14 protein-coding genes are annotated in these 15723 nt (G+C 70.3%); 3 read left to right on the top strand and 11 right to left on the bottom strand.

Translation table 11 applies throughout. From position 1 onward, the window contains the following. Window positions 1-552, bottom strand: a 552-nt coding sequence (locus PK606_RS00995; protein WP_324559620.1) for an ethylbenzene dehydrogenase-related protein, incomplete at its 3' end; no start/stop codon positions are given. 371 nt (window positions 553-923) lie between these two features. Next, window positions 924-1313 (bottom strand): 4-carboxymuconolactone decarboxylase, encoded by a 390-nt coding sequence (gene pcaC, locus PK606_RS00990; protein WP_324559618.1) that lies wholly within the window; start codon window positions 1311-1313, stop codon window positions 924-926. Window positions 1314-1388: 75 nt separating this feature from the next. Between pcaC and PK606_RS00985 the strand changes: the two genes are divergently transcribed. Continuing rightward, the gene (locus tag PK606_RS00985) at window positions 1389-1976 is read left to right on the top strand and encodes a peroxidase-related enzyme (protein ID WP_324559616.1); all 588 of its coding nucleotides are present in this window, start codon (window positions 1389-1391) and stop codon (window positions 1974-1976) included. A gap of 125 nt (window positions 1977-2101) precedes the next feature. Continuing rightward, window positions 2102-4162, top strand: a complete 2061-nt coding sequence (gene fusA, locus PK606_RS00980; RefSeq protein WP_324559614.1) for an elongation factor G — start codon at window positions 2102-2104, stop codon at window positions 4160-4162. A 109-nt stretch (window positions 4163-4271) separates the two neighbouring features. On the opposite strand, the gene PK606_RS00975 is transcribed toward fusA, so the two are convergent. From PK606_RS00975 to PK606_RS00955, 5 genes are all read right to left on the bottom strand, one after another. Continuing rightward, complete coding sequence (locus PK606_RS00975) at window positions 4272-5954, bottom strand: formate--tetrahydrofolate ligase (protein WP_324559612.1); 1683 nt, start codon at window positions 5952-5954, stop codon at window positions 4272-4274. Between the two features lie 97 nt (window positions 5955-6051). Next, on the bottom strand, window positions 6052-6744 hold the full coding sequence (locus tag PK606_RS00970; protein WP_324559610.1) for a hypothetical protein: 693 nt from the start codon (window positions 6742-6744) through the stop codon (window positions 6052-6054). A gap of 112 nt (window positions 6745-6856) precedes the next feature. Further along, the gene (locus PK606_RS00965; protein ID WP_324559608.1) at window positions 6857-9226 is read right to left on the bottom strand and encodes a YgiQ family radical SAM protein; all 2370 of its coding nucleotides are present in this window, start codon (window positions 9224-9226) and stop codon (window positions 6857-6859) included. 91 nt (window positions 9227-9317) lie between these two features. Further along, window positions 9318-9860: a CHRD domain-containing protein gene (locus PK606_RS00960; protein WP_324559606.1), complete on the bottom strand. Its 543-nt coding sequence runs from the start codon at window positions 9858-9860 to the stop codon at window positions 9318-9320. Between the two features lie 80 nt (window positions 9861-9940). Next, window positions 9941-10588, bottom strand: a complete 648-nt coding sequence (locus tag PK606_RS00955) for a CHRD domain-containing protein (RefSeq protein WP_324559604.1) — start codon at window positions 10586-10588, stop codon at window positions 9941-9943. A 193-nt stretch (window positions 10589-10781) separates the two neighbouring features. On the opposite strand from PK606_RS00955, the gene PK606_RS00950 reads away from it, so the two are divergent. Further along, window positions 10782-11153 (top strand): hotdog family protein, encoded by a 372-nt coding sequence (locus PK606_RS00950; protein WP_324559602.1) that lies wholly within the window; start codon window positions 10782-10784, stop codon window positions 11151-11153. Here PK606_RS00950 and PK606_RS00945 read toward each other — a convergent pair. The 4 genes from PK606_RS00945 to PK606_RS00930 all read right to left on the bottom strand — a co-directional run bounded on the left by PK606_RS00945 (window position 11125) and on the right by PK606_RS00930 (window position 15614). Further along, window positions 11125-11586, bottom strand: a complete 462-nt coding sequence (locus PK606_RS00945) for a SixA phosphatase family protein (protein WP_324559600.1) — start codon at window positions 11584-11586, stop codon at window positions 11125-11127. The two genes, PK606_RS00950 and PK606_RS00945, sit on opposite strands and share 29 nt — an antisense overlap. A 21-nt stretch (window positions 11587-11607) precedes the next feature. After that, window positions 11608-13662 carry a polyphosphate kinase 1 gene (gene ppk1, locus PK606_RS00940; protein ID WP_324559598.1) on the bottom strand — a complete coding sequence of 685 codons (2055 nt, stop codon included), beginning with the start codon at window positions 13660-13662 and terminating at the stop codon, window positions 11608-11610. A gap of 96 nt (window positions 13663-13758) precedes the next feature. Continuing rightward, on the bottom strand, window positions 13759-14814 hold the full coding sequence (locus tag PK606_RS00935) for a glycosyltransferase family 4 protein (RefSeq protein ID WP_324559596.1): 1056 nt from the start codon (window positions 14812-14814) through the stop codon (window positions 13759-13761). Continuing rightward, entirely contained in the window at window positions 14811-15614 is an 804-nt protein-coding gene (locus PK606_RS00930) for a UDP-2,3-diacylglucosamine diphosphatase (RefSeq protein WP_324559634.1), read from the bottom strand. Before PK606_RS00930 ends, PK606_RS00935 begins: the two co-directional genes overlap by 4 nt. Between the last annotated feature and the right edge of the window lie 109 nt (window positions 15615-15723).

Genomic DNA, 15723 nt, shown 5'->3' with positions numbered 1-15723 from the left:
CATGAGCTTGTCTTCCGGCTGCAGGCTGGCCCAGTCGTTGATGTCGCTGCGCGTGTCAGGCAGCGACTTGCTGACCTCTTCCTGCTTGAGCTTCTTGCCCAGGTACGGGTGCTCCTTGACCGCATCCCCGCTGGCCTCGTTGGTGAAGGTCAGGATGCCGTCGCCCACCGTGATGTAGCCGCCGTAGCGCGCGAACTCAGGCACGCTGCCGTCGTCGAGCATCATGGCCACGCGGTCCTCGTGCATGCCGTCGGGCTGCGAACCCGGCACCGCCTTGCCCTTGGTCACCCACTTGCCGCCCTCGTACACCAGCACGTCATGGAACAGGCCAGGCCGATCGGCCGGCCAGCGGTAGCTGATGAAGAAGCGCTCGGCGTTGTAGGCCGCGCGCACCTGCAACGGTACCGACAAGGTCTTGGGCACGGAGATATTGCGCTGCGGATCATCACGCACGACTCCCGTGCCCTGCGTGAGCCATGAAAGCAGCAAGCCGCCCAACAACAGCAGCGGTGCCAGCAAGAGCGTCAAGCGACGCCTACCAACTCGGTCCATGCCCATCTCCTTTCGGTCGGCTTACATACATAACCTCATTCTTGTCAAAGGTATTACGTTTGGCTACTTGCAAACGGTGACAAGTCCGTGTTAAGGCGCGGCATCTTGGCTTTGTTTGACTTGTGTCAGCTTTTGCCGGGCTTGATCACACGAGCGGGAGACTTCGTGGCGCTCATGGGCCGGGCACGGCCGAGCCGCCCGGGTGTTACGGAGCTGTCGGCACCCTGGAAAGCGCAGCCCGCACGGCGGCTGCGCACGCGAGTCAAGCGAGGCAGGTCAGGTGCCGGTCGGCGGCGACCGGCCCAGCAAAACGCGCATCGGGCACCGTAGACGGGCGACGGCACGCTCGCCCAGGGCCTCGCACGTGCAGATCAGCCGCGCGGCAGCGCGTCCACCACTTCCGCCGCGCTGCGGAACGCCTCCACCGCCGCCGGCACGCCGCAGTAGATGCTGGCATGCAGCAGCACTTCCTGGATGTCCTCGGTGCTGGCGCCGTTGTTGAGCGCACCGCGCACGTGGCCCTTGAGCTCGTGCTGCTTGCCCAGCGCGGTCAGGATCGCCAGCGTGATCAGGCTGCGCGTGCGCTTGTCGAGCCCCGGCCGCTGCCACACGGCGCCCCAGCAGTTGCGCGTCACGTGCTCCTGCAGCGGCCAGGTGAAGTCGGTGGCGCCCGCCAGCGCACGCTCGACGTAGTCGTCGCCCAGGACTTCGCGGCGCGTCTTCAGGCCGGCCTGGAACTGCGGATCATCGGGTTGCTGCATGGCCTTGGCTCCTTGGTTGGTGATGCGCGCACAGCATAATCGTCCGCGACACCATCCATCCCAAGGAGACTTCGCATGAGCCGCTATCCGTTCGCCGACCTCAACGAGCTGCCCGAGGACATCAAGGCCAAGGTGCTCGAGGTGCAGTCCAAGGCCGGTTTCGTGCCCAACGTGTTCCTGGCGCTGGCGCGCCGTCCGGCCGAGTGGCGCGCCTTCTTCGCCTACCACGACGCGCTGATGGAGCCCGAGAGCGCCGGCCGCAAGAGCAACCTGAGCAAGGGCGATCGCGAGATGATCGTCACCACCACCAGCGCCGCCAACCAGTGCCTGTACTGCGTGGTGGCGCACGGCGCGCTGCTGCGCATCTACGAGAAGAAGCCGCTGGTGGCCGACCAGGTGGCGGTCAACTACCGCAAGGCCGAGATCAGCGAGCGCCAGCGCGCCATGCTCGACTTCGCCATGAAGGTGTGCGAGCGCTCGCACGAGATCGGCGACGACGACTTCGCGGCGCTGCACGCGCATGGCTTCGACGACGAGGACATCTGGGACATCGCCGCCATCACCGCCTTCTTCGGCCTGTCGAACCGCATCGCCTCGTTCAGCTCCATGATGCCGAACCCCGAGTTCTACCTGATGGGCCGGGTGCCGAGGGAGAAGAAATAAGGGCTGGCGCAGGACAACCCGGATGGGCGGCCGGCGCAAGCGCCCTAGAATGATCCGCACATCCGTGGCATGGCGCACGATGTGCGCGGCGGCGGATGCCATCGGCCAACAACAGGAAGCCCACCATGCCGCAGCCCAGCACCGACGCCGCCCTCCCTGTCACCCACATCCGCACGCTGGCCCTGGTCGGGCCAGCCGCCGCCGGCAAGACCACGCTGGCCGAGGCGCTGCTGCACCAGGCCGGCGTCATCGGTGCGCCCGGCAGCGTCGAGCGCGGCAATACCGTGAGCGACCATGACCCGCTGGAGATCAAGGGCCGGCATTCGCTGCAATCGTCGGCGATGCACCTGTCGCATGACGGCTGCCGCATCCACCTGATCGACACCCCGGGCGCGCTCGACTTCATCGGCCAGAGCCTGCCGGCGCTGGAGGCGGTGGAAACCGCCGCCATCGTCATCAACGCCGCCGCCGGCATCGAGCCGATGGCGCGGCGCATGATGGACTACGCCACCGGGCAGGAGCTGGACCGTCTGGTCATCGTCAACAAGATCGATGCCGAAGGGGCCGACCTGCCCGGCCTGCTGGCCGACATCCAGGCCGCGTTCGGCAAGGAATGCCTGCCGCTCAACCTGCCGGACGCCGGCGCCAGCCAGGTGGTCGACTGCTTCTACAACCGCACGGGCCACAGCGACTTCGGCGCCGTCGCCGAGGCGCACCAGGCGCTGGTCGAACAGGTGGTGGAGGTCGACGGCGACTTCGTCGACCGCTACCTGAACGAAGGCGACATCGATGCCGGCGAGCTGCACGCGCCGCTGCAGCAGGCACTGCGCGAGGGCCACCTGATCCCGGTCTGCTTCGTCTCGGCGCGCAGCGGCGCCGGCGTGCCCGAGCTGCTCGACATCATCAGCAAGCTGCTGGCCAACCCGACCGAGGGCAACCCGCCCGACTTCTTCCGTGGCGAGGGCGAGGCCGCCGAGCTGATGCACGCCGAGCCCGATGCGGCCGCCCATGTGCTGGCGCAGGTGTTCAAGATCAGCATCGACCCCTACGTCGGCAAGCTCGGCTTCGTGCGCGTGCACCAGGGCACCATCCGGCCCGGCACCCAGCTCTACGTCGGCGACGGGCGCAAGCCCTTCAAGGTCGGCCACCTGTACTTCCAGCAGGGCAAGGAGCACGCCGAGGTGCAGGCGGCGGGCCCGGGCGACATCTGTGCCATCGGCAAGATCGACGAGCTGCACTACGACGCCGTGCTGCACGACGCCGCCGAGGACAGCCACATCCATCTCAAGGCACTGCCGTTCCCGGTGCCGGTGCACGGCATCGCCATCAGCCCGAAGCGGCGCGGCGACGAGCAGCGCATGTGGGAGATCATGAACAAGCTGGTGGCCGAGGACCCGTGCCTGGCGCTGGAGCACGTGCCGGCGACCAACGAGACCATCGTCCGCGGCCTCGGCGAGTTGCACCTGCGCGTGCTGCTGGAGCGCCTGCGCGAGGTGCACAAGTTCGAGGTCGACACCCGGCCGCCGCGCATCGCCTACCGCGAGACCATCACCCAGAACGCCGCCGCCCAGTATCGCCACAAGAAGCAGAGCGGCGGCGCCGGCCAGTTCGGCGAGGTGCACCTGCGCATCGAGCCGCTGCCGCGCGGCGCCGGCTTCGAGTTCCTCGACCAGGTCAAGGGCGGCACCATTCCGGGCCAGTTCATGCCGGCGGTCGAGAAAGGCGTGCGCGAGGCGCTGGCCGAGGGCGTGATCGCCGGCTACCCGGTGCAGGACGTGCGCGTGATCGTGCACGACGGCAAGCACCACCCGGTCGACAGCAAGGAGATCGCCTTCGTCACCGCCGGCAAGAAGGCGTTCCAGGTGGCGATCCGCGAGGCCGGGCCGGTGGTGCTGGAGCCGATCGCGCGGGTGCAGATCACCGCGCCCGAAAGCGCCATGGGCGCCATCACCGGCGACCTGTCCTCACGCCGCGGCATGGTCAGCGGCACCGACAGCGGCAAGCTCGGCACGCTCACCGTGAACGGCCAGGCGCCGATGGCCGAGCTGACCGACTACCAGAACCGCCTCAACGCCATGACCGCCGGCCAGGGCAGCTATTCGCTGGCGCTGTCGCACTACGAGATCGTGCCACCCAACGTGCAGCAGCAGCTGACCAGCCAGCACAAGGTGAAGGACGAGGAATAGGCTCCCGGCCCGGAGTTCTGTGGCCGCGGCGGCAGCCGCGAAGACCTCGGTTGGCTTTCGCGGTTGCCGCCGCTGCCACGCATGCCCGCTCCGCTGCCGCGGATTCCACTCAGAACAGCCCGATCACCTGCCCCGTGTCGTCCAGGTCGATGCCCTCGGCGCCGGGACGCGCCGGCAGGCCGGGCATAGTCATGATGTCGCCGCACACCAGCACGATGAAGCCGGCACCGGCCGACAGGCGCACCTCGCGGATGTGCAGGCTGTGGCCGCTGGGCGCGCCGAGCAGCTTCGGATCGGTCGAGAAGCTGTACTGCGTCTTGGCCACGCACACCGCCAGATGGCCCCAGCCGTCGGCCTGCAGTTGCGCAATGCGTGCCTGCGCCGCGGGACTGGCGGTGACCTGGGCGGCACCGTAGACGCGCGTGGCAACCTTGGTCACCTTGTCCCACAGGCTGTCGCCGTCGTCGTAGACGAAGCGCGGCGTGCGCGGCGCGCTGCGCTGGCACAGCGCCACCACCTCGCGCGCCAGTTCCACGGCACCGGCGCCGCCCTCGGTCCAGTGGCGCGACACCGCGTAGGGCACGCCGCGTGCGGCCATGCGCTCGCGCAGCAGCGCGTGCTCGGCGGCGCTGTCGGCGACGAAGTGGTTGGCGGCCACCACGCAGGGCAGGCCGAACACCTCGCGCACGATGTGCAGGTGCCGGTCCAGGTTGGCCAGGCCCGCATCGAGCGCGGCCAGGTTCTCCTGCGCCAGCGCGTCCAGCGGCACGCCGCCCTGCATCTTGAGCGCACGCACCGTGGTCACCAGCACGGCGATGCTGGGCTGCAGGCCGGCCATGCGGCACTTGATGTCGATGAACTTCTCGGCCCCCAGGTCGGCGCCGAAACCAGCTTCGGTGATGGCGTAGTTGCCCAGCTTCATGGCCGCGCGTGTGGCGATCACCGAGTTGCAGCCGTGCGCGATGTTGCCGAACGGCCCGCCGTGCAGCAGCGCCGGGTTGTTCTCCAGCGTCTGCACCAGGTTGGGCGCCAGCGCGTCCTTCAGCAGCACCGCCATGGCGCCGTGGCAGCGCAGGTCGGCGGCGCGCACCGGCTGGCGCTCGCGCGTCTCGGCCACCACGATGCGGCCCAGTCTTGCTTTCAGGTCGGCCAGCGAGCGCGCCAGGCACAGGATAGCCATCACCTCGGACGCGGCGACGATGTCGAAGCCGCCCTCGCGCGGCACGCCGTTGGCCGGCCCACCTAGGCCCAGCGCGATGTGGCGCAGCGCGCGGTCGTTCATGTCCATCACGCGGCGCCAGTGGATGCGGCGCACGTCGATGCCGAGCGCGTTGCCCTGGTGGATGTGGTTGTCGATCACCGCGGCCAGCAGGTTGTTGGCCAGCGCGATGGCGTGGAAGTCGCCGGTGAAGTGCAGGTTGATGTCCTCCATCGGCACCACCTGCGCGTGGCCGCCGCCGGCCGCCCCGCCCTTCATGCCGAACACCGGCCCGATCGAGGGCTCGCGCAGCGCCAGCACCGCCTGGTGGCCCAGCAGGTTCATGCCGTCCGCCAGGCCGATGGCCGCGGTGGTCTTGCCCTCGCCGGCCGGCGTCGGACTGGTGGCGGTGATCAGGATCAGCTGGCCGTCGGGCCGCTGCTGCAGCGATTCGAGGTAGGGCAAGCCGATCTTGGCCTTGTAGTGGCCGTAGGGTGCCAGGTGCTCGTCACCCACGCCCAGCTTGTCGCGTGCCACGTCGGTGATGCGGCGCAGCGTGGCGCGGCGGGCGATGTCGAGGTCGTTCACGGCCATCTTCCGGGGTCTCCTGCGTTCGGGTGGTCGAGCGCGCATTGTGGCCGCTGCGGCGCCGGCCGCGTACGGCACGACGCGGCGCGCCGGCGCCAGGCTGTCAGCGCGAGAGCGTCACCGTCTCGACCCGGAACAGGCACCGGCTCTCGAACGTCCGGCCCGGCTGCCAGCCGCCCTCGGGCAGCACCACGTCGCGCATGCCGAGCGCGGCCATGGCGGCAGGCGAATAGTCCCAGCCGACGCAGTGGCGCTGCACCTCGAACTCATCGCGCTGACCGTACACCGTGGACAGCGGCGAAACGCCGATGCGCTCGAAATAGGCCTGCTTGCGCTGGCGTGCGGCGCCGATGTACGGTTCGTAGGCGGCTTGCGTTTGGGCATCGTCGAAGCGCATCGGCTGCAGCGCACCACCATGCCAGCCGAGTTGGCTGCGCCGGCCCAGGATCTTCCTCCTGCCGGCCGGGAACACGTAGTTGGCGCAGGACGACAGGCAGTGCTCAGCCACCTCGACATCCAGCCGATGCGAGAACACCAGCTCGCCCAAATCCATGCCGAGCAGGATCTCGCCGCCGCGGCTGCTGATCCGCAGTGTGGCGGTGCGGGCGTCCAGCAAGGCGGCCACCTGCTGGTTGGCGGCATCCGACAGCGGACCGGCGTAGACGATGGTGTCGCCGTCCTTGTACACGCGGGTGGGCGCATCGGCGCTGGCCGACGCGGCCGGCGGCGCCTCGCCACGGTCGTGCGGGCGCGGCGCGCAGGCGCTGAGCAGCAGCGCCACGGCGAGCAAGAGCAACGGCACCCTCAGCAGGGAGCCCCGCAACACCTGGCAGCCCACGCCAGCCCGGGGCCGATGGGCCGCAGTCCATGCCAGTTTGACGTGCAACGACCAGGCACCGGGTCCCGCATCAGGCGCGCTTGCCGCGCCCCACCGGACTGCCGGGCCTGCTGGCGCCACGCCGGGCGGCGCCACGGCCGACGGCTGGGCGCGGCGGCAATCCGGTGTGCTGGGTCAGGATGCGCCCCGGCGTCGGCCCGGCCTGCGCCGAGCGCTTCTTCCGCGCGGCCGAAGCGCTGGCCGCGGCGGCCGGTGCCGCAGTCGAGTTCTTGCGCCGCGCGCTTTGATAGCCGCCGTCGGTCGCCGGCTGCCAGCCGGGCACCAGGTGGTGCTTGCCGCTGCCGATCAGCTCGGCGCGGCCCATGCGCTTCAGCGCCTCGCGCAGCAGCGGCCAGTTGGCGGGGTCGTGGTAGCGCAGGAAGGCCTTGTGCAGGCGCCGGCGGCGCTCGCCCTTCACGGTGTCGACCTGCTCGCCGCGCCCGTCGCGGTGCACGCCGACCAGCGGGTTCAGGCCGGTGTGGTACATGGCGGTGGCCGTGGCCATCGGCGACGGATAGAAGGCCTGCACCTGGTCGGCGCGAAAGCCGTTCCGCTTCAGCCACAGCGCCAGGTTCAGCATGTCCTCGTCGGTGGTGCCGGGGTGCGCGGCGATGAAGTACGGGATCAGGAACTGCTGCTTGCCGGCCTGCTGGCTGAAGCGCTCGAACAACTGCTTGAAGCGGTCGTAGTTGCCGATGCCGGGCTTCATCATCTTGGACAGCGGCCCGGCCTCGGTGTGCTCGGGCGCGATCTTCAGGTAGCCGCCGACGTGGTGCTGCACCAGCTCCTTCACGTAGGCGGGCGAGCGCAGCGCCAGGTCGTAGCGCAGGCCGGAGCCGATCAGCACCTTCTTCACGCCCGGCAGCTGGCGCACGCGGCGGTAGATGGCGATCAGCGGGTCGTGGTTGGTGGTCAGGTTCTGGCAGATGCCGGGGTAGACGCAGCTCGGCTTGCGGCAGGCCGCTTCGATCTGGGGGCTACGGCAGCCCAGGCGGTACATGTTGGCCGTGGGGCCACCCAGGTCGCTGACGATGCCGGTGAAGCCCTGCACCTGGTCGCGCATGGCCTCCACCTCGCGCACGATGGAGTCTTCGCTGCGGCTCTGGATGATGCGGCCCTCGTGCTCGGTGATCGAGCAGAAGGTGCAGCCGCCGAAGCAGCCGCGCATGATGTTGACGGAAAAGCGGATCATCTCCCACGCCGGGATCTTGGTTTCGCCGTCGTGGCGGCCGCGTGCGTCGGCGTAGCGCGGGTGCGGGTTGCGCGCGTACGGCAGGTCGAAGATGTAGTCCATCTCGGCCGTGGTGAGCGGGATCGGCGGCGGATTGAGCCACACGTCCCTGGCCGTGGCACCCTCGCCGTGCGCCTGCACCAGCGCGCGGGCGTTGCCGGGATTGGTCTCCAGGTGCAGCACGCGGTTGGCGTGCGCGTAGAGCACCGGGTCGCGCCGCACCTGCTCGTAGCCGGGCAGGCGGATGACGGTCTGCTGGCGCGGCGGCAGCTTGCCGCGCAGTGCCGGGTTGGGCACGAAGCGCAGTGGCTGCACGTCGGCTGTCGGGCCGGCGGTGTCTTCCGCGGCGCTGCACACCGCACCCTGCCCCGCTGCCTGCTCGCTGGTGGTCTGGTAGGGGTTGATGTGCGCCTCGACCGCGCCGGGTTGGTCGACCTCCGTCGAATCGATCTCGAACCAGCCCTCGGGCGCGCTGCGCATCACGAAGGCCGTGCCACGCACGTCGGTGATGCTGTCCACCGGCTCGCGCCGCGCCAGCCGGTGCGCGATCTCGATGAGCGCGCGCTCGGCGTTGCCGTACAGCAGCAGGTCGCACTTGGCATCGGCCACGATCGAGCGGCGCACGGTGTCGCTCCAGTAGTCGTAGTGCGCAATGCGGCGCAGGCTGCCCTCGATGCCGCCGAGGATGATGGGCACCTCACGGAACGCCTCGCGGCAGCGCTGGCTGTAGACGATGGCGGCGCGGTCGGGCCGGCGATGCGGTGCGGCGCCGGGGGTGTAGGCATCGTCGCTGCGGATCTTGCGATCGGCCGTGTAACGGTTGATCATGGAATCCATGTTGCCCGCCGTCACCGCCCAGAACAGGTTCGGCCGGCCGAGCGCCCTGAAGGCCTCGGCGCTCTGCCAGTCGGGCTGGGCGATGATGCCGACGCGAAAACCCTGGGCCTCGAGCACGCGACCGATCACCGCCATGCCGAAGCTCGGGTGGTCGACGTAGGCATCGCCGGTGACCAGCACCACGTCGCACGAATCCCAGCCGAGCGCGTCCATCTCGGCCCGGCTCATGGGCAGGTAGGGTGCGCTGCCGAAGCGCCTGGCCCAGTACGGCTTGTAGCTGTCCAGGGGCTTGGCGGCGCGCGGGAAGAAGGAAACGTCGATCGGGGCGTTCATGGCGGGTACGGGCGGCTGCGATGGGCGCCGTGCGGCATCCCGCAAGTATGGGCGCAATCCGGTTTTTCGGCGCCGCACGGATGGCCCGGGTTCACCGCTGCTCGATCAGCTGGCCGCGCAACTCCCCGTGGGGATAGCGCGCCGTGCGCAGATTGACGTACCACTGGCCGGCCAGCAGGTTGGCGCGCTGCCGGCGCGTGAGCATCGCGCGGCCTTCGTAGGGGCTGACGATCTGGCGGCCGATGCTGATCACCGGATCGGCCAGCTCGCCGCTCATTGCCGGGCTGTGGAAATGGGCGCTGGTCACCGGGCCGCTGAGCTGGCTGAAGCTGAGCTTCCACTGCAGCAGGCCGGTCTTGCGGTTCAGTACCGCCAGCAGTTCGCCCTGCGCCGGCCCGGGGGCCTGCGGCACCACCTCCTGGCCGCTCAGCAGCGCCTTGAAGGCCGCCAGCTCGGGCTGCCGCTGCGGCTCGACCGGCGCCGGCTGCGTGATGATGGGCGGCGCCGTGCGCGGCGGCGCCGGTGTCACCGTGCAAGCGGCCAGGACCGCCGCCAGTGCCAGCACCGGCGCTGCCGCTGCCCAGCCGCGCGCGGGCGCTTCGTGCTTCAATGAAAGAGGTCGATTCCGGCTCATGCCGCCGACCTTAGCACCACCACCTGACCGTGGCGTAACGACTTGCTGCGCTGGTCAACGCCGCCGGCACGACGGCCGGATCAGTGCACCACGCGCAGCTGGCCGCGCAGCTCGCCCGATGGATAAGGCGAGGTGAACACGTTGACGTACCAGCGGCCGTCGAGCAGATCGATGGCCTGCTGCGTCGTCAACGTGGCGCGCCCTTCGTAGGTGGGCCCGAACGGCGCCGGCCACACCATCACCACCGGGCCGTTCTGGCCGTAGTCGGCCGGGCCGTGGAACTGCACGCCGGTGATCGGTCCCGACAGCCCGGACCAGGAGGTCTTCCAGCGCAGCAGGCGGGTGCTGGAGTCGTACAGCGCGTCGAGCTGGCCGACGCCGTTGCTGCGCGTCGGCGGCATGGCGCTGGCGCCGTCGAGCCGCGTCGTCAGCGTGACCAGGTGCGCCTGCGGGCTGGCCGGATCGACCGGCGTCTGCATCGGCGGTGGCGGCGTCGGCACCGTGCTGCCGATCGGCGGCAGCGGCTGCGGCACCGGCTGTGCCGGCGGCACCGGCTGCGGTGTGGCGACTGGCGGCAGGGGCGCCGGCGCCGGAGGCAGCGGCTGCGGCGCGCGCACCGGCGGCGGATCGTAGCGCGGCCCCAGATCGACCGTCGAGCAGCCGGCGGCCAGCACGGCTGCCGCCACCAGGGCCAGTGATGCGCGGATGCGGAGGTGGTTGTCTGGCATGGCTTCGTTCCTCGTCCCTGGGCTCGGCCGAAGGGCTTCCGGCCCAACTGTAATGGCTGGTTTCAGTTGGAATTGTAGGCAAACGCCGGTGTCTGGCGACCGCTGGCACGCCGCTGCATCTGCGGGTCGCCACTCCTGTGGCCGGCGCCGGCGGGCGCGGAAACGATGGCGCAGAGCTCTGCTGGGCTGTGCCATGCCCACCCCGTTCACCAGGAGAATCCGATGCTCGATCTGCCCACGCCCCAGCACGCCATCGCGCCCCCTGCTGCCGGGCCTGCCGGGCGTGCGCCTGCCCGAGGCGGCGCCCAGCCGCGTGCTGGCCGAGCTGACGGCGCGCCCCGACCTGTGCACCGTCGGCGGCATCCTGCACGGCGGCGCTCGCATGGCGTTCACCGACATGCTGGGTGCCGTCGGCACGGTGCTGAACCTGCGGTCCGGGCAGACCACGACCACCACCGACTCCAGCACAAAGTTCATCCACGGCCCCGACGGCCGCCTGTGCGCGGTGGTGACGCAGACGCAACTGCTGCTCGACGCTACAGCAGGTCCGCCACCTGCACCGTGAGCACCACGGTCTGCAGCTGGCCGTCGCGCTCGCGGCTGCGCAGCCACCAGACCGAGCCTTTCTTGACCGAGCACTCGCCCTCGGCCATGCCGAGCAGGCGCGCGATGGTCTCGCCCAGCGTCGGCTGGTGGCCGACGATGAGCACCGGCGCCTTGGCCGACGGCCAGTCGGCCAGCTGCAGCAGCTGCTCGGGACTGGCGCCGGGACGCAGTTCGTCGTGCAGCTTGTACTTGCGCCCCAGCGCCAGCACGGTCTGCTCGGTGCGGATCGCCGGACTGCACAGGATGCGCGTGCCCTCGGGCAGCTGCCGGTCCAGCCAGGCCGCCATGCGCATGGCCTGCTTGTCGCCGCGCCGCGTCAGCTGGCGGTCCATGTCGCTCATGTCGCCTTCCGGTTCCTGCGCCTCGGCATGGCGCCACAGAATCAGGTCCATTGCTTCAACTCCTCGCTGGGTTCATGAACGGTAGCGCGCCATCAGCGCCGCCTGGGCGCCCGGACCCGGCGCCTGGCCGGGCGCGACGACGCTGCGGTAGCGGCCGCCGTCCTCCATCAGCCAGGCATCGCGCTCGTCGTGCAGGTAGGCGGTCAGGCACTCGTCGATGACGCGCTGGCGCAGCTGCGGATCGGTCACCTGCCAGGCGCTCTCGACGCGGCGCAGCATGTTGCGGTTCATCCAGTCGGCCGAGGACAGCCACAGCCGCTCGGCATCGCCGACGCGGAAGTAGAACACCCGCGAGTGCTCCAGAAAGCGGCCGATGATGCTGCGCACGCGGATGTTGCCGGTCAGCGCCGCCGGCAGCATGCAGGCGCCGCGCACGATCAGGTCGATCCGGGCGCCGGCGTCACCCGCGCGCAGCAGCGCATCGATCAGCACCTCGTCGGTGAGCGCGTTCATCTTGGCGATGATGCGGCCGCCCTGGCCGCTGCCGGCCGCCCGCGCCACGGCGCGGATCTCGGCCAGCATGCGCCGGTGCAGCGTGAAAGGCGCCAGCAGCATGCGCTGCATGCGCGGCAGGTGGCTGTGGCTGGCCAGGTGCACGAACAGCTGGTCCATGTCGGCGGTCAGGCGCGCGTCGGCCGTGAGGTAGCTGAGATCCGTGTACAGCGCCGCCGTGCGCGGGTTGTAGTTGCCAGTCGACAAATGGCCGTAGCGGCGCAGCCGGCGGCCCTCGCGCCGCGTCACCAGCAACATCTTGGCGTGCGTCTTGAAGCCGACCACGCCGTACACCACCTGGGCGCCGACGGCCTCCAGCCGCTCGGCCCAGTTGATGTTGGCCTCCTCGTCGAAGCGCGCCATCAGCTCGACCACGGCAGTCACTTCCTTGCCGCGCCGCTGCGCCTCGATCAGCAGGTCCATCATGCGGCTGTCGTTGCCGGTGCGGTAGATGGTCTGCTTGATCGCCAGCGCCTGAGGGTCCTGCACCGCCTCGCGCAGGAAATCGATCACGCCATCGAAGCTCTCGAACGGCAGGTGGATCAGCACGTCGCCGGCCCGCAGGCGCTCGAACACCGACGTGCCGGCGCGCAGCTGCACCGGGTAGCTGGCGTGGTACGGCGGGAACAGCAGCGCCGGCCGGTCGGCCAGCGTGATCAGCTGCTGCAGGCGCACCAGGTTGACCGGCCCCTGCACCCGGAACAGCGCCTCCGGCGGCAGCTTGAACTGGCGCAGCAGGAACTCGGCCAGCTGCTCCGAGCAGGCCGACGACACCTCGACCCGCACCGCGTCGCCGTAGTGGCGCTGATGCAGTTCCTGGCGCAGCGCGGTGCGCAGGTTCTTGACCTCCTCCTCGTCGACCCACAGGTCCGAGTCGCGGGTCACGCGAAAGTGCGAGAAGTCGCCCACCTCGCGGCCCGGGAACAGGTCCGGCAGATGGCCGCGGATCACGCTCGAGAGCATCACGAACAGCGTCTCGCCGCCCGACACCCGCGCCGGCAGCCGCAGCACGCGCGGCAGCACGCGCGGCACCTTGACGATGGCGATCTCGTTGCTGCGCCCGAAGGCGTCCCTGCCCTTGAGCTGGACGATGAAGTTGAGCGACTTGTTGGCCACCAGCGGGAACGGATGCGCCGGGTCCAACGCCACCGGCACCAGCAGCGGCTTGACCTCGCGCAGGAAATGCTCGCGCACCCAGCGGCGCTGTGCCGGGGTGCGGTCGACGTGCGAGACGATGCGCATGCCCTCGGCCGCCATCGCCGGCATCAGCACCTCGTTGAAGATCTGGTACTGGCGCTGCACCAGCTCGTGCGCCGTCGCCATCAGCCGGCGCATGCCGCGGGCTTCATCGGTGCCGGCGCGCCAGGCCGCCAGGTGCGGCTCGGCGCGCACCTCGAAGAACTCGTCCAGGTTGGACGACACGATGCACAGGTAGCGCAGGCGCTCGAGCAGCGGCACCTCGGGCTTCTCGGCCCAGTGCAGCACGCGCTGGTTGAAGGCGATGATGCTGGTGTCTCGGTCCAGCAGCGGATAGCGGGCCCGCAACGCGCTGGCGTCAGAGCGAGGTGCGGCCATGTAAGCACTGCAAAAAGTGAAGCATGCCGCAGTGTACTCAGGAGCTGCGATGGGCTCCGGCGACTGCGGGCCGGCCGGCAGCGTGTCCACGCCGCTTCAGCCCCTGGCGCCCTGCGGCTGCGGCAGGCCCCGCGCCGGCACCAGGTAGCCGCGGAACTGGCGCGCCGCGGCGTCCCAGCTGAAGCGCTGCGCGTGCTCGCGCGCACTGGTGCGGGGGATCGACAGCGCGCGCTGCACGGCGTGCCGCAGGTCGCCGTGCATGACGCCGCCGACGGTCTGGCTGGGCGCGGCGGCCAGCACCTCGGTCGGCCCGTCGACCGGGTACGCCGCCACCGGCGTGCCGCAGGCCATGGCCTCCAGCATCACCAGGCCGAAGGTGTCGGCGCGGCTGGGAAACACGAACACGTCGGCCGCCGCGTACACGCGCGCCAACTCGGCGCGCGGCAGCACGCCAAGCCAGCGCACCTCGGGAAAGCGCGCGCGCAGCTTGCCCTCGACCGGACCGACGCCGCATACCACCTTGGTGCCCGGCAGGTCGAGCTCCAGGAAAGCCTGGATGTTCTTCTCGTAGGACACGCGGCCGACGAACAGCTGCACCGGCCGCGCCAGCCGGCCCAGCGGCGCGTATTCGCCCGGTTTCGGGGCGAACTCGAACAGGCGCGTGTCGACGCCGTGAGTCCAGTCACGCAGCTGCCGGACGCCGCGCCCGGCCAGCATGCGCGAGACGCCCTGTGTCGGCACCATGACGCCGGCCGACGGGCGGTGGAAATGGCGGAAGAACGCGTAGCCCCAGGACACCGGCAGCCGTACCGCCGCATGCAGGATCTCGGGGAACTTGGTGTGGAAGGCGCTGCTGAAGGCCAGCCCGTGGCGCAGGCAATGGCGCCGCGCAGCCCAGCCGAGCGGGCCTTCGGTGGCGATGTGGACGGCGTCGGGCTGCGCCCGCTCCAGCATGCGCGCGACCTGTGAACCCGGGCGCAGCGCCAGGTCGATGCCCGGATAGCCAGGGCACGGCCGGGTGCGGAACTGGCCCGGCTCGATCACGATGACTTCGTCGCCACCGGCGCGCAGCGCCTGCACCAGTTCCACCAGCGTGGTCACCACGCCGTTGACCTGCGGCTGCCAGGCGTCGGTCACCAGGGCCAGCTTCATGCGTGCTCCCGCGACTTCGGTTGCAGATCCAGCTCGGCCTGCATGGGCGGCGGCGGCTCGTCCTGCCAGAACACCAGCTCCAGTCGGCCGTCGTGATGCTCCACCAGGGCGCTGCGGCTTTCCACCCAGTCGCCGTCGTTGCAGTACAGCATGCCGTCGATCAGGCGGATCTCGGCGTGGTGGATGTGGCCACAGATGACGCCGTCGTGCCCCAGGCGGCGCGCCTCGGCCGCCACCGCGCACTCGAAGTCGTTGACGTAGCTGACCGCCGTCTTGACCCGGTGCTTGAGGTAGGCCGACAGCGACCAGTACGGCAGCCCCAGGCGTGCGCGCAGGCTGTTGAAGTGGCGGTTCAGTTTCAGCACCGCCTCATAGGCATGGTCGCCCACGTAGGCCAGCCACTTGGCGTGCTGGATCACGGCGTCGAAGTAGTCGCCGTGCGTGATCCACAGCCGCTTGCCGTCGGCGGTGACGTGCACGGCCTCCTCCTGCACCTCGATGCCGCCGAAGCTGTGGCCGATGAACGCACGCGCGAACTCGTCGTGGTTGCCGGGCACGAACACCACCTTGCAGCCCTTGCGCGCGCGCCGCAGGAGCTTCTGCACCACGTCGTTGTGCGCCTGCGGCCAGAACCAGCGCCGGCGCAGCTGCCAGCCGTCGATGATGTCGCCGATCAGGTACAGCGACTGGCTGCTGTGGTGCTTGAGGAAGTCGAGCAGCGGCTCGGCCTGGCAGCCCGGCGTGCCGAGGTGGATGTCGGAAATGAAGATGGCGCGGTACCGGGGCCGGTTGCGCGCCATGTCGAACTCGTCGGCGTCGATGCCGCCCTCATCCGGCGGCAGTTGCGCCCAGCGCAGCCCCGGCGCACCGGCGCGCGCCGCCGGCCGGTGCAGGCTGGGCACGGCGCGC

Origin of the sequence: Ottowia sp. (assembly GCF_035444425.1) — a bacterium.
Classification (GTDB): domain Bacteria; phylum Pseudomonadota; class Gammaproteobacteria; order Burkholderiales; family Burkholderiaceae_C; genus Ottowia.
Note: the sequence above shows the minus strand (reverse complement) of the source record. Positions and strands in the feature narration are given on the sequence as shown.

What these genes read in the sequence shown, in the direction of transcription:
- pcaC (WP_324559618.1), bottom strand. Translation starts at nt 1,313, where the DNA reads ATGCAGCAACCCGATGATCCGCAGTTCCAGGCCGGCCTGAAGACGCGC.
- PK606_RS00965 (WP_324559608.1), bottom strand. Translation starts at nt 9,226, where the DNA reads ATGAACGCCCCGATCGACGTTTCCTTCTTCCCGCGCGCCGCCAAGCCC.
- PK606_RS00945 (WP_324559600.1), bottom strand. Translation starts at nt 11,586, where the DNA reads ATGGACCTGATTCTGTGGCGCCATGCCGAGGCGCAGGAACCGGAAGGC.
- PK606_RS00950 (WP_324559602.1), top strand. Translation starts at nt 10,782, where the DNA reads ATGCCCACCCCGTTCACCAGGAGAATCCGATGCTCGATCTGCCCACGC.
- PK606_RS00955 (WP_324559604.1), bottom strand. Translation starts at nt 10,588, where the DNA reads ATGCCAGACAACCACCTCCGCATCCGCGCATCACTGGCCCTGGTGGCG.
- PK606_RS00985 (WP_324559616.1), top strand. Translation starts at nt 1,389, where the DNA reads ATGAGCCGCTATCCGTTCGCCGACCTCAACGAGCTGCCCGAGGACATC.
- PK606_RS00960 (WP_324559606.1), bottom strand. Translation starts at nt 9,860, where the DNA reads ATGAGCCGGAATCGACCTCTTTCATTGAAGCACGAAGCGCCCGCGCGC.
- fusA (WP_324559614.1), top strand. Translation starts at nt 2,102, where the DNA reads ATGCCGCAGCCCAGCACCGACGCCGCCCTCCCTGTCACCCACATCCGC.
- PK606_RS00975 (WP_324559612.1), bottom strand. Translation starts at nt 5,954, where the DNA reads ATGGCCGTGAACGACCTCGACATCGCCCGCCGCGCCACGCTGCGCCGC.
- PK606_RS00930 (WP_324559634.1), bottom strand. Translation starts at nt 15,614, where the DNA reads ATGGCGCGCAACCGGCCCCGGTACCGCGCCATCTTCATTTCCGACATC.
- ppk1 (WP_324559598.1), bottom strand. Translation starts at nt 13,662, where the DNA reads ATGGCCGCACCTCGCTCTGACGCCAGCGCGTTGCGGGCCCGCTATCCG.
- PK606_RS00935 (WP_324559596.1), bottom strand. Translation starts at nt 14,814, where the DNA reads ATGAAGCTGGCCCTGGTGACCGACGCCTGGCAGCCGCAGGTCAACGGC.